The sequence below is a fragment of the Pseudoalteromonas rubra genome (genome assembly GCF_005887115.1).
Lineage (GTDB): Bacteria > Pseudomonadota > Gammaproteobacteria > Enterobacterales > Alteromonadaceae > Pseudoalteromonas > Pseudoalteromonas rubra_F.
The window spans coordinates 1-13479 of record NZ_PNCJ01000052.1; the positions used below are offsets into that span (position 1 = coordinate 1).

Consider the following 13479-nt stretch of genomic DNA (forward strand, 5'->3'; position numbering starts at 1 on the left):
GTGGGAGTCATACCAACGCCTAAATCAGGTGTGCCGCAGGTGTCACCTGGATTTACTTGTTATATTTTTATTTTGCGTATGGCAGATTTTAACTCTGAAACAGTATTTTCTGCCCCTAACTCTTCATATATAGATAAACTTGATTCTAAATTTTGAAGAGCCGTACTAACATTCCCAAGCTCAAGATTTACTGCGCCTATATTGTATTTAGCGAATCCCACACCTTCTTTATGATTAATCTCTTCATTTATTGATAATGCCGAATTAAAACAATCTAAAGCATCACTCAACTCACCTTTAATTAGGTGAAGCACTCCAATATTAATGGAGCATATGGCAACATCTTTTTTTGCACCTAACTCTCTATATAAACTTAAAGATTCTTTGTAGTGCTCTTCAGCTATTTCAAATTTCTTTTGCTCTCTATACAGATTTCCTAGATTACCATTATGTCTAGCGCAACCATACTTATTACTATTTTTCTCATCTATTTCGAGTGCTTTTTCATAGTACTTTTCTGCTTCTGAAAAATTATGTTCATATTTATAAACAACCGCTAGATTACCATAGACAACAGATATGTTTTTATTTGATTCATTCATAAGCAATATAGAATTTTTGTAATTTCTTTTAGCTTCGGAATAATCACCTTTTATTTTAAAAATTAGACCAAGGTCACTGAGGATTTCAGCCTCAACTTCCGTACTATTAATAGATTTAGCAATAATCAAACCATCCCTGTACATTTTTTCAGCGACACCTAGCTCACCAAGGTATTTATATGCAACACCTAAAGTTCTCTGCATCATCGCTTTAATTTGAGGTTCTACTTTCGTATTTTTGACACTTAATAAATCTATTACTTCTTGGTATTTACCTATTCGAATTAGAAGATCACTATATACCAAGCGTGCTTCTAGATCATTTTCATCCAGACTGATAACTTTTTTAAATGCATTAATCGATTCATTTGTATCAGTAAAAAAAGCTAACGCACCAATCTTACGCCACTTTTCCACCACTACATTTTGACTCACGTCTGCATCATGTTTTAATAATCTTATAGCTTTATGAATGTCACCGTCTTCAATAGACTTGACCACTTCAGTAGATGTTTTGTCATTCATAACATCTTCAATAACCTGTTTTAGAATTTGAATTTTAACTTCATCTAAAACCACATTGGTATTGTCACTCAGAAGCTTTTCCAAAAGTTTCGTTGTGGGAGATTTTTTTATGTTGTTCAGTTGCATTAATGTAAATAAAACAACTGAAGAAACGATCATAAAAGCACCAATAAATATAAATATGCTATCTACACCCGAACTGAGCGAAAGCTTTATATACAAATCTTCTTTGATAACCTCTAAGTTTGAGCCTAACTGTATGATTCTCTGGTAACCTACAAGTGCAATTCCTGATGTCAACAAAGACCATATAAACTTAGTATCGAAATTAGGATTTAAAAATCGATTAAGTTTCTCTAAAAAAATGCTTTTTATAGTCAATTTGTTACTCATATCTTTTTAAAAATATAACGCTTTAGTATTCATGCGTACGCAGTACGCATAATCGTTTGTTGAACTGGGCCGCTACCTGCATGCCGTATCCGGCTGGTGTGGTCTATGCTATGGGGATTTGCTTTTGATGAGTAACTTCTGTTCTGAACCGTTTGTGACTTAAACCGTTACAACCTGACTCATTCCCTGCCTGAACAACGTTATTTATGCGTATTATTAGACCCACTTTTTTCCTATTTGGCAAGGTGTTGCGATTTCAACACAGCATGGCTTACTTCCCCTTGCATAATGCAGCGTAAAAACATGCTCGGACAACAAACAAAAAAGCCCGACTAACCTAGCCGGGCTTTGTAACTCATAAATATCGTTTATAGGTCTAATCGTGCGTGATGCGGATCACCGGGCGTTGCTGGCAGGTTTTCCCAAGCAAGCAGCTTAGTGCATCGCGCACGGTGTCGACGCTAAAGTCGAGCAGTTTAACCTCGGGTGCTTTGATACGGCCGTTGCTGACATCATCAAGTAACTGGCGACCCATAAAACACAAATGCTGCTGAGCGCACAGGCTGTTGGCCATCCAGGCACCGGCGACTGAGACCACGCCAATGTTGGGCGCTTTCTCAAACAGCAGCTCTTCGGGAATGGTGCCAAAGCCATTGAGGCAGGCAATGCGGCCACAAAACCGCAAGTGGCGCAGGTCATCTAAAAAGGAGTCGCCGCCTTGTGTATTTAAAATACAGTCAAAGCCGCCCGGCCCCATTTCTCGCTTGATTTGTTCACACACCGACTCCGATTCGCAATCGAACACCCAGTCTGCTCCGAGCTTGCTCAGCCTTTTGTGGTGTTCTTTTTGTGCAAAAGCAAACACCTGAGCACCGCGCTGTTTGGCGTATTGCACGGCAAAGTGGGCCACAGCGCCTTGTGCGCTGTTGATGGCCAGCGAGTCGCCGTCCTGCACCTGCATTTTATCCAAAGCCAGCAGTGCCGCCATGCCCGCATTGGGCAATGACACCGCCACTTCGCCACTCATGCCATCGGGTACTTCCGACACCGCGTGGCTGGGTACAACCGCGTATTCTTTCAGCATTCCCTGCTCTGCCAGACTGGCATTAAACAATACCCGGCTGCCTTTGGGGGGAAATACCCCTTTAGCAGCTGAGACCACTGTGCCGACGGCATCCAGTCCCAAAATGTGCGGGTATTGCCACTGGCAAAATCCGTCTTTCGCCATCCGTGCGTCCAGGTGATTCAGGGCCACATAATCAATGGCAACCAGTAACTCGTTATCTCCCGGCACTGGCATAGCGTGCTCTGCCATCGCTAAGTCAAACTCAGCGCCACATTGACGCAGCTCCAGTGCTCGCATGGTGGTTTTTTCGACTGACATGGTGGTTTTCTCCACTTTTCGACCCTTTTGAGGCCGGATTGCCCATAACTTTAACTTTCCGATTATGGGCAAAACTTCGCAATTGTTGCTATTAAACCATCTTGGTCTCTGTCAAACAACTCAATATTGTGACAGGTGTTTAAATCCTGTTAACGGCTATTTTTCAATCACAGGCGCGTTTGTGCTGTCTTGCAAACCTTCCTTTGCGCTGTCGTTTAAGGTGAGCAGGCGATAGAACACGGGCGTGAACAGCAAGCCGAATACCGTTACCCCAATCATACCAAAGAACACCGCATTACCCATTGCCTGGCGCATCTCTGCACCAGCGCCTGATGCCAGTACCAGAGGGACCACACCGGCTGTGAACGCAATCGAGGTCATCAGGATAGGACGCAGTCGTAAACGACACGCTTCCATGATGGCTTCCAGGTGCGTGGCACCGGATTTATGCTTATCGCGGGCAAACTCGACCATCAGAATCGCGTTCTTCGAGGCCAGCGCCACCAGTACAATCAGCGCAATCTGGGTGAAGATATTATTGTCGCCGCCCAGCATATACACACCCGCCAGCGCAGAGAATATCGTCATTGGTACTATCAATATAATGGCCAGTGGTAAACGCAGGCTCTCGTATTGGGCCGCCAGCACCATGAAGACCAGTACCACCACCAGAGGGAACACATATACCATCGTATTGCCCGCCAGAATTTGCTGATAGGTTACCTCAGTCCATTCATAGCTGATCCCTTCCGGTAAACTCTCGGCCAGCACAGATTCAATCGCTTCTTTGGCTTGATCTGAGCTGTACCCCGGCGCCGGGCTGCCGTTCAGTTCTGCGGTCATATACCCGTTATAGTGCATCACCCGATCCGGACCTGTGGTGGGTGTCACCGTAACCACAGAGCCCAGCGGCACCATGTTGCCGGCGGCGTTACGCACTTTCAGGTTATTGATCTGCGATTGTTTGGCACGAAACTCAGCATCAGCCTGCGCTTTGACCTGATAAGTACGGCCAAACAGGTTAAAGTCATTCACATATACAGAGCCCAGGTAAATTTGTAGTGCATTGAACACTTCATCCAGCGGAATGCCCTGTAATAATGCCTGCTCACGGTCAACGTTAATGTCCATTTGTGGCACCTGAATACGGAAGCTGGAGTACAGACCCGTCAGTGCCGGATGTTGTTGCGCCTGACCAATGGTATTCTGCAGTGCTGCAAACAAAGCTTCGAACCCTTTATTACCCCTGTCCTGAAGCTGTAATTTAAAGCCACCTGTGGTACCCAGACCAAGAATTGGCGGCGGTGGGAACACCGCAACAAAGGCTTCATCAATTTCAGCAAAGCGCATGTTCAGCTGCATCGCAATCGCATGGGCAGATAGGCTGGGATCCTGACGCTCCGAGAAATCAGCCAGTGGCGTAAACACAATGCCGCTGTTGGTGCTGTTGGTAAACCCATTCACCGACAAGCCCGGGAATGCCACGGTGTGCGCTACACCAGGTACTTCCAGTGCAATTGCCTGCATTTGTTTGACCACGGCTTCGGTTCTGTCCAGACTGGCCGCATCCGGTAGTTGTGCCACCGCTACCAGGTATTGCTTATCCTGCTGAGGAATAAAGCCACCTGGCACTGAGTTGAACAAACCTACGGTTGAACCCACCAGCGCTAAGTACACCACACCCACAACCACACTCATGCGGATCAGTTTTTGTACCAGCTTCTCGTAACCCTGCGCACCTTTGTCGAACATGCGGTTGAAGGGTTTGAACAACCAGGTGCCAAACAGTTTGTCGAGCACGCGGGTCAGGCCGTCTTTCGGCGCATCATGCGACTTTAACAGCAAGGCCGAAAGCGCAGGCGATAAAGTCAGTGAGTTAAAGGCCGAGATCAAAGTTGAAATGGTGATAGTCAGGGCAAATTGCTTGTAAAACTGGCCCGACAGTCCGGTAATAAAGGCCGTTGGAATAAACACCGCACACAATACAAAGGCGATGGCAATAATCGGCCCGGTTACTTCAGTCATGGCAATTTTAGTTGCCTCAAACGGGCTATAACCGTCGGCAATATTACGTTCTACGTTTTCGACCACCACAATGGCGTCATCTACCACAATCCCGATGGCCAGGACCAGACCAAACAAAGACAGTGTATTAATCGACACGCCCAGCATCTGCATGATGGCAAAAGTACCAATCAGTGACACCGGTACGGCAATTAAAGGAATGATAGACGCGCGCCAGGTTTGCAGGAACACCACCACAACCACAACAACCAGCAAAATGGCTTCCAGTAACGTCTGGATAACGGCGTCAATTGAGCCACGTACGAATACGGTGGGGTCATAAGCAATTTCGTAGGTCATGCCTGCCGGGAAGTCTTTCGCCAGACGCGCCATTGTCGCACGTACGTTGTCAGACAAAGCAATGGCATTAGAGCCCGGACGCTGGAATACCGGCATCGCCAGCGCTGGCTGGTTGTCCAGCATGGCGCGCAGCGCATAGTTTTCCTGGCCCAGTTCAACACGTGCAATGTCCTGCAAGCGCGTGATCTGACCTTGCTCACCCACTTTGATGATCACCTGCTCAAATTCATCAATCTGAGTTAAGCGCCCTTTTACATTCAATAATACCTGAAACTGGTTCTCATCCGGAGAAGGCTGAGCGCCCAAAGAGCCCGCGGCTACCTGCTGGTTTTGCGCACGTAACGCATTGATCACATCACCCGCAGTGAGGTTACGCGCTGCCAGTGCATCGGGATTTAGCCACACACGCATAGAGTATTTAGCACCACCAAACAGTTGCAGATCGCCCACTTCCGGCAAACGCTTCAGCTCATCTTTGATATAGATGTCGGCATAGTTGGCCATATAAGAGGTGTCCTGCTGACCATCCGGAGACACTAAATGCACCACAAGTGCCAGGTTAGGTGACGATTTTTGCGCTGTCACACCCAGGCGTTGTACTTCCTGAGGAAGGCGTGGCAAGGCATTGTTCACCCGGTTTTGCACCTGAACCTGTGCCTGATCCAAATCTGTGCCTAAAGCAAAGGTCACAGTCAGGGTAAGACGGCCATCGCTGGTTGCTTGCGATGAGTGGTACAGCATGTTTTCCAGGCCATTGAGCTCCTGCTCAAGCGGCGTTGCAACGGTCTGACCAATCACTTTGGGGTTGGCACCCGGATAGCTGGCGTTAACCACCACGGTTGGTGGGACAACTTCCGGGTATTCGCTGACCGGCAACTGAAACAGCGAAATAGCGCCGGTGATCACAAACACCAGCGAGAGCATGGCCGCAAAAATCGGCCTGCTGATAAAAAAGTGAGAAAAGTTCATAATGGCCTCTTAGTTTGCAGCGCTAAGCTGAGTGTCGCGCTGTGCAATCACAAGACGGGTATCATTCAGGTTCAGCGTCACCATGTTTGGGGTGATAGGCATGCCCGGACCAACGCGTGCAGGACCATTGGCTGCGACTTTATCACCCGCTTCCAGACCCGATTTAATCGCACGGAATGCACCGTAGCGCTCACCCAGCTCAACCAGGCGATATTGCAGCGTGTTATTGGCATCTACCGTGAGCACAAAGCGGTTTTTCAGATCCGTTCCAATGGCACGCTCAGGCACCAAAGGCATGGTTGCAGCATCAGCCGAGCCCAAAGAGATGCGCGCAAAGGCACCTGGTTTCAGGCTGTGTTGCTGCGCATCAAACACTGCGCGTACGCCTAAAGTGCCCGTATTAGGGTTAATTTCGTTATCAATAAAATCAACCACGCCTGGCACCGATGCGCCACCGTTGATACGCTGTAATTGCACGGTTACCGCATCGGTGGCATTCACACCGGCAAACTTGTCATTCCAGGTGCGCTCGTCGACATCAAAGTAAGCGTAGATCTGCTGATCTGAAACTATGGTTGCCAGCGTGGTTTCACCGGCGCTCACATAATTACCTTTGGTTACGATAGCACGCGAAATCACGCCACTGATGGGCGCTTCAACCTGACTGAATTCCAGATCCAGACGCGCTTTTTTCAGCTGTGCGGCGATTGCATCGCGATTAGCCTGTGCCTGGCGCAATGTCGCCGCACGCTGCTCTGCAAGCTCGGTTGACATGGCTTTTTCAGCCACCAGTTGTTTGGCACGGCGCGCTTCGCTTTTGGCCTGCATCAGTGCAGCCTCGGCACTGACCAGCTGTGCGTTTAGGGTTTCAACCTGCACTTCAAACGGGCGCGGGTCGAGTCTGAACAAAGTCTGGCCCTTTTCAATTCTTTCACCTTCTTTGAATGTCATCTGCTCCACCTGACCAGATACGCGAGGCTTAAGCACCACCCGCTCCGGCGCTTGCAAACGCGTGGTAAAGGTATGCCATGACTGCACCGGGGCCATTTTGACCTGTGCCACATCTATGGTCAGCGGCGGTGGCTGTTGCTGCCCTTCCTGTGCATTTGGCTGGCTACAACCGCTGAGCACCAAAGCAAGTGCGACCGCACTGAGTGTATAGCTAATTTTATTCATGACATTCTCCGACAGTATGAGTTGCTATGATGGTACGAAGAATTACCGTGAAGAAAAATGGTAGTTTTTTAAAAACATTAGTGCCAGAATGGCACCAATAAACTTTTCTTTGTGTTGAAAGGACAGATTATGGATACCACCAGCCGGTTGATTATGTTGCTCGAAGTTGTTGAGCAGGGGTCATTTTCTAAGGCAGCTGAACTAAGAAATATAGACCGTTCAGTGATCTCCAAACAGATAGGCAAGCTTGAAGAAGAACTGGGCGTGCGGCTGCTCAACCGCACTACCCGATCATTTTCCCTGACCGCAGCCGGCGCTGAAATGGTAAAAAAGGCCGCAGATTTGCGCTTACTATTACAGGACACAGTGCAACTGGCAGAAAACTATCACCAGGAGCCCAGGGGCTTATTGCGCATCACCGCATCGAGCTATATCGGTCAACATTACCTGATGCCGGTCATCAACGATTTCCAGAAACGCTTTCCTCAGGTCAGTGTTGAGATACGTATGGATGATAGGGTCGTGGATATGATCTCAGAAGGCTATGATCTGGCGTTTCGGGTTGGTGAACCCCGCGACTCCTCCCTGGTAGCCCGAAAGATTGCCCGCAATAAAATGCTGATTCTGGCAACCCAACGCTTTATTGATACATACGGCGAGCCAAAGACCATGGCCGATCTGGCAGACTTACCCGCAGCCTCATACAGCAGCTCACATCTGCGCTTTGAAGCCATCAGTTATATCGACGAAAATGGTAAACCACAGGAGCAGCCCATCACGCCAGTGTTTCGCTCCAATGATGCCGAAGCCCTGATGAGCAAAGTACTATCGCACACCGCGTTTTTTACCGCACCGGCCTTTTTCTTCGCCGACGGAGTAGATACCGAGCAGCTGGTTCCCCTGCTAACCCATGTCAACCTGCCCGATTACAGTGCGGTATATGCCGTTTACCCACACCGGGATCTGCCGGTCAGAACCCGATTATTTTTGGACGCGGCACGGCATTATATCGGCGAGCACAAGCCGCGCTGGGAGCTGAACATTCCCGGAATAGAGCAACTCTATCAGCCTAAAGCAAAATAATGGCGCCAGATGGGTGCTTTTCTACTCATACAAATTTTTCAATAATGACAGTGGCAGAACACTGTTTAAATACACATGCTTTGTGCTCCAGCGCTGGAGTGCAAAGCATCTTGTGCAATTATCCCCCCCTGTCGCACTTTACTCTTATCAATAATGTTATTTAACAAAGAGTCATGAATCACTTTCGAAATACCAGAATTTCATTTTATATATCATGAATTTAGCTTAAAAATCGGTCGTGACTTAACATGTTAACAGAAGAATGAAAGTCTTTTTTTAGCCATATATTTGGCACAGAGATGCCATTAATTCTTAGCCTCTTTGTCTTTTTTGGTTTCTATAGTACTGCCCCTGAAACAATTACAGAGTCAGGACTATGAAATTAAAATTACTAACACTCGCAATGTTTTGCGGCACAACCGCATTAATCACTGGTTGTTCGGATAACGATAGCAAAGTTGAGATCAGACCAATAGTTAAAGAACAGCTGGCAGATGAAGACAAACAACCTACGGACGACAAACAGCCGACCGATGATAAGCCAAAGGATGATGACAAAGACCCTGAAGAGCCTAAGATTGCCGAAGGCACTTTGCTTGAGTTGCGCATCATGGAAACAACGGATCTACATGCGAACCTGATGAACTTTAACTACTTCTCAAACAAAGAAGACAACAAGGTCGGCCTGGTCAAAACCGCCACCTTGATCCGTCAGGCACGAGAAGCTGCAACAAACTCAGTGTTAGTGGATAATGGTGACCTGATACAGGGAAGCCCGCTTGGCGACTATATGGCCAAAATCAAAGGCCTTAAAGACGGTGATGTCCACCCGATTTATGGTGCGATGAACACGCTGGACTATGATGTCGCCAACATTGGTAACCATGAATTTAACTTTGGCCTGGAATTTTTGGACGAAGCCATAGACGATGCCAAATTCCCGTATATCTCAGCCAATGTGTTTAAAGATGATGGTGACGATGATCCAAGCAACGACGTACCACTGTTCACCCCTTACATCATTAAAGACAAGCAGGTCATTGATAAAAATGGCGACGTGCAAACCCTGAAAATTGGTTACATCGGTTTTGTGCCGCCACAAATTATGCAGTGGGACAAAGCCAATCTGGAAGGTCAGGTCATAGCCAAAGACATTGTCGATATGGCCAAACACTATGTGCCTAAAATGAAAGAAGAAGGCGCAGACATCATCATTGCGATTCCTCACTCAGGACTGGAAACGGCAGAGAAAAAACCCTTGGCAGAAAATGCCAGCTACTACCTGTCCAAAGTCGACGGCATTGATGCCATCATGTTTGGCCATGCCCATGCGAACTTCCCGGGTCCACGCTACGAAGGTCTTGAAGCACATGGCGTAGACAATGAAAAAGGCACTATTAATGGCATCGCGGCCGTCATGCCTGGTTTTTGGGGTAATAACCTGGGTATCATCGACATGACCTTAGAATACGGTGCTGAAGGCTGGCAAGTAAAAGACACTCAGTCGACGCTGGAGCCAATTTCTATCACCAACCCAGATCGCACTGTCACGTCTTTAGCCGTTAACGATGCACAGGTCGAAAACGCGGCAATGGCCGCACACGGTGAAACCAAAACCTGGGTTAATGAGCCGTTTGCCAAAATCTCTGACGAAGTAAACAGCTACTTTGCACTGGTTAACGACGATCCGTCTATCCAGATAGTCACCGACGCACAACTTTGGTACACACAGGCCATTGTAAAAGGGACTGAGCTGGATGACCTCCCGGTCCTTTCAGCGGGTGCCCCTTTCAGAGCAGGTCGTGGTGGTGCCGATGACTTTACGGCGGTTGACAAAGGTGACATTGCTTATCGTAATGTGGCCGACTTGTATATTTATCCTAACGTGCTGAAAGTGCTCAAACTCAATGGTGCTGAAGTCAAACAGTGGTTGGAAATGTCAGCGGGTCAGTTCAATCAGATCACGCCTAACACAGCTACGGTTCAGGTGCTGGTCAATCCGGATTTCCCTTCTTACAACTTTGATGTCCTTGACGGTGTGAGCTATCAGATTGATGTCACAGAGCCCGCAAGATACGACACTAAGGGCAACAAGGTGTCTGACGGAAACCGTATTAAAGCGCTTACCTATCAGGGCAAGCCGGTAACCGATGAGCAAGTATTTCTGGTGGCAACCAATAACTATCGCGCTTCAGGCGGTGGTAACTTCCCGGGGATCTCTGGCGAAAAAATCGCAGTAGACTCGCCAAACGAAAACCGTCAGGTAGTCGCTGATTATATTTCATTGCAGTCAGACAAAACCCCAGAAACTGGCATGGATCCAAGTGCAGATGGCAACTGGTCATTCGCACCGGTAGCGGGGGCTAACGTTGTCTTTTATAGCTCACCGTCGGACAAAGCAACAGCATTCAGTGCGCGCTTTGCCCATATCACACCTTTAAATCAAACCACAGAAAATGGTTTTGCAATCTATCAAATCGACCTGACCCAGCCTGCAAACTGAGTGTCAGAACGATAAAAAAATTAAAAGCCACGCACTAGCGTGGCTTTTATATCGCGCCGTAATCACAGGCAGTATGCGGCAACTTCATATCAACCACCTGAACTCAATGTGCGACTTTAAGGCCAAAGGACTGTGTGCTTGCCAGGGAAACTTGGCGACTTGGTGAGTTAAATAAGGTTGTTCAGCGACGTTCGCGGCAACTTGGTTCTCTGAGTGAGCGCGCTTACAAGGCAAAGGTGGAAGGTCAGGTTGATATTCACAACGGGAATTGATGATGAAACTATCTAAACTCACAGTCTTAGGCCTTGGTGTAGCGTTTGCACTCTCAGCAACTGCTTTGCAGGCTGCTACACCGTATAATTGGAACAATACCGCACCGGTCAAAGTACCGAGTGCACAACAAAGCAATGGCAAAACCGTATTATTCGACGTCTCACACGGCGGCGTTGAAGGTAATGCCGACTGGGTTATTGACGGCGCCTTTTCTGACTTCGCCGATGCCCTGGTCGCCGAAGGTTATCGTGTTGAGGAATATCGGGGCGTCGATTTAAACAATGACGGTAAAATTCGCTTTTATGACGATCGCAACATCTCAACTCAGGCTAACGAAGCCATCATTACTTATGATGCCATCAAACATGCCGATGTTTTTGTCCTCGCGGAAACGAACCGTCCCTTTACCCTTGCAGAGCAACAGGCACTGGAAACCTTCGTTGCTGCGGGTAAAGGCATCTTCTTTATCGCCGACCACTATGACGCGGACCGTAACCTCAATACCTGGGATGCGACTGAAGTTTTCAACGGTTACAACCGCTCTGACTTGAGCAAGTACAATATGGGCGGTGCCTACGGAGACTGGCGTAACCCAAAAAGTGCACAGCAAGGCTGGCTGGTAGAAAACTTTGGTATTCGTTTTCGCTTTAACGGCGTAGACTACAAACAAGGTGTCAGTGGTGTTGAGCCGGCCTCTCAGACTGAGGGTCTGACCCAGGGTGTCGCACCCATTCTCATGGCTGCTGGTGCGACTTTGGCCATTGTTGATGGTCAAAAAGCCAAAGGCCTGGTTTACTTTGCTGAAACAGACAATCCAACCAAATGGAAATATGCCAAAGACTCTGGCCTGTATTTTGGCGGCGAGGCAGAAGGTCCTTACGTTGCTATCGCTAAATCAGGGGCTGGTAAAGCAGCATTCATCGGCGATTCCTCACCGATTGAAGATGCAACCCCTAAGTATCGTCGTCAGGACAACGGGAACACCAAAAAAACCTACCCCGGTTGGACGGATCCAGGCCACGCCTCTGTGTTATCAGTAAATATCATCAACTGGTTAGCAACTCCTGAAAGCTATACCCATTTCGATGGTGCCAATGGTCGTACACCGGGTCGCGTTACGCCCATCCCCATGACCTCCGAGGAAATGTTTGACCCCAATAATGGTCAGCCCTGGAGTAATCCAAGTAACGGCTTTAACCCCTGGAATACAGATACGTATAAAGACAACTCTTTCAATGCTCCGTATGGCCTGGGCCAGGTAGACCCAGATCCTGATCCTGATCCAGACCCGACACCTGGTACTGCGGTATCCGTTGCTGACGCATTGGCAGCGACAACAGGCTCTGAGTTAGTGGTTCAGGGCAAAGTAACGGATGCCGTCAATGGCATCTATGGCCTGTTACTAACTGACTTAAATAATCCGGCTGTCAGCATCAACGTCAAATTAGAGTCTAATCAACGCGCCGACTTCAACCCGCAATTGAACCCTGAAATTCTGGGTAAAACCCTGCTGGTAACCGGCAAGCGTAACAGCTACATGGGTGAACCCGGGATCCGTTATGTCACCGACTTGGCCATTGCTCCAAGCGCATTGTCTGTTGCTCAGGCACTGGCAACAGCACAGGGCGAAACCATCAGCTTAACGGGCAAAGTCAAAGCACCGCTGAACAGCATCTACGCTTTGGTGCTGTCAGACTTATCTGACGACAGCACGACTATCAACATCAAGCTCGAGTCAAGCCAACGCGCCGAGTTCAGCCCACAACTGAACCCAAGCATACTGGATGAGACTTTGGTGATCACCGGTAAGCGTGACTCGTATATGAGTCAGCCTGGAATTCGTAATGTCTCTGAAATTGCCAAGGCATCGTCAACTTCACCAGACCCGGAGCCAAATCTGGATATGACGGTTAGTGAAGTTCTGGCTAAAAGCAATGGGACACCAGTCGTTGTGGCTGGCACTATCACTTCAGCCATCAACAATATTTATGCACTGGAACTGAGCGATCCTAACGCGCCTGGCAACAAGCTGTATATCAAGCTGGAGTCTTCACAGCGTGCAACATACAGCCCTCAGCTTAACCCTGCTCTGTTGGGCAAAAAACTACGCGTGACAGGTGTTAAAAATGACTACATGAGCCAGCCTGGTGTACGCAATGTCACCGAACTGACTCTGTTGGATTAGATAAAAAATAGTGGGCAGTGCC

7 protein-coding genes are annotated in these 13479 nt (G+C 48.1%); 3 read left to right on the forward strand and 4 right to left on the reverse strand.

The features are described from left to right. Nucleotides 1–59: 59 nt before the first annotated feature. The 4 genes from CWB98_RS21655 to CWB98_RS21670 form a co-directional block, all read right to left on the reverse strand. On the reverse strand, nucleotides 60–1508 hold the full coding sequence (locus tag CWB98_RS21655; RefSeq protein ID WP_138546708.1) for a tetratricopeptide repeat protein: 1449 nt from the start codon (nucleotides 1506–1508) through the stop codon (nucleotides 60–62). 388 nt (nucleotides 1509–1896) lie between these two features. Next, on the reverse strand, nucleotides 1897–2904 hold the full coding sequence (locus CWB98_RS21660) for a zinc-binding dehydrogenase (protein ID WP_054016789.1): 1008 nt from the start codon (nucleotides 2902–2904) through the stop codon (nucleotides 1897–1899). A 156-nt stretch (nucleotides 2905–3060) separates the two neighbouring features. Continuing rightward, nucleotides 3061–6237 (reverse strand): efflux RND transporter permease subunit, encoded by a 3177-nt coding sequence (locus tag CWB98_RS21665; RefSeq protein ID WP_138546709.1) that lies wholly within the window; start codon nucleotides 6235–6237, stop codon nucleotides 3061–3063. 9 nt (nucleotides 6238–6246) lie between these two features. Continuing rightward, nucleotides 6247–7413: an efflux RND transporter periplasmic adaptor subunit gene (locus CWB98_RS21670; protein ID WP_138546710.1), complete on the reverse strand. Its 1167-nt coding sequence runs from the start codon at nucleotides 7411–7413 to the stop codon at nucleotides 6247–6249. Nucleotides 7414–7542: 129 nt separating this feature from the next. On the opposite strand from CWB98_RS21670, the gene CWB98_RS21675 reads away from it, so the two are divergent. The 3 genes from CWB98_RS21675 to CWB98_RS21685 all read left to right on the forward strand — a co-directional run bounded on the left by CWB98_RS21675 (nucleotide 7543) and on the right by CWB98_RS21685 (nucleotide 13457). Further along, on the forward strand, nucleotides 7543–8496 hold the full coding sequence (locus CWB98_RS21675; RefSeq protein WP_138546711.1) for a LysR substrate-binding domain-containing protein: 954 nt from the start codon (nucleotides 7543–7545) through the stop codon (nucleotides 8494–8496). A 376-nt stretch (nucleotides 8497–8872) separates the two neighbouring features. After that, nucleotides 8873–10999 carry a bifunctional 2',3'-cyclic-nucleotide 2'-phosphodiesterase/3'-nucleotidase gene (locus CWB98_RS21680; RefSeq protein WP_138546712.1) on the forward strand — a complete coding sequence of 709 codons (2127 nt, stop codon included), beginning with the start codon at nucleotides 8873–8875 and terminating at the stop codon, nucleotides 10997–10999. A 274-nt stretch (nucleotides 11000–11273) separates the two neighbouring features. Beyond that, nucleotides 11274–13457 (forward strand): DUF6359 domain-containing protein, encoded by a 2184-nt coding sequence (locus tag CWB98_RS21685; RefSeq protein WP_138546713.1) that lies wholly within the window; start codon nucleotides 11274–11276, stop codon nucleotides 13455–13457. The last annotated feature ends 22 nt before the right edge of the window (nucleotides 13458–13479 follow it).

Coding starts and splice junctions, on each gene's coding strand:
- CWB98_RS21660 (WP_054016789.1), bottom strand. CDS start 2,904: ATGTCAGTCGAAAAAACCACCATGCGAGCACTGGAGCTGCGTCAATGT.
- CWB98_RS21665 (WP_138546709.1), bottom strand. CDS start 6,237: ATGAACTTTTCTCACTTTTTTATCAGCAGGCCGATTTTTGCGGCCATG.
- CWB98_RS21670 (WP_138546710.1), bottom strand. CDS start 7,413: ATGAATAAAATTAGCTATACACTCAGTGCGGTCGCACTTGCTTTGGTG.
- CWB98_RS21675 (WP_138546711.1), top strand. CDS start 7,543: ATGGATACCACCAGCCGGTTGATTATGTTGCTCGAAGTTGTTGAGCAG.
- CWB98_RS21680 (WP_138546712.1), top strand. CDS start 8,873: ATGAAATTAAAATTACTAACACTCGCAATGTTTTGCGGCACAACCGCA.
- CWB98_RS21685 (WP_138546713.1), top strand. CDS start 11,274: ATGAAACTATCTAAACTCACAGTCTTAGGCCTTGGTGTAGCGTTTGCA.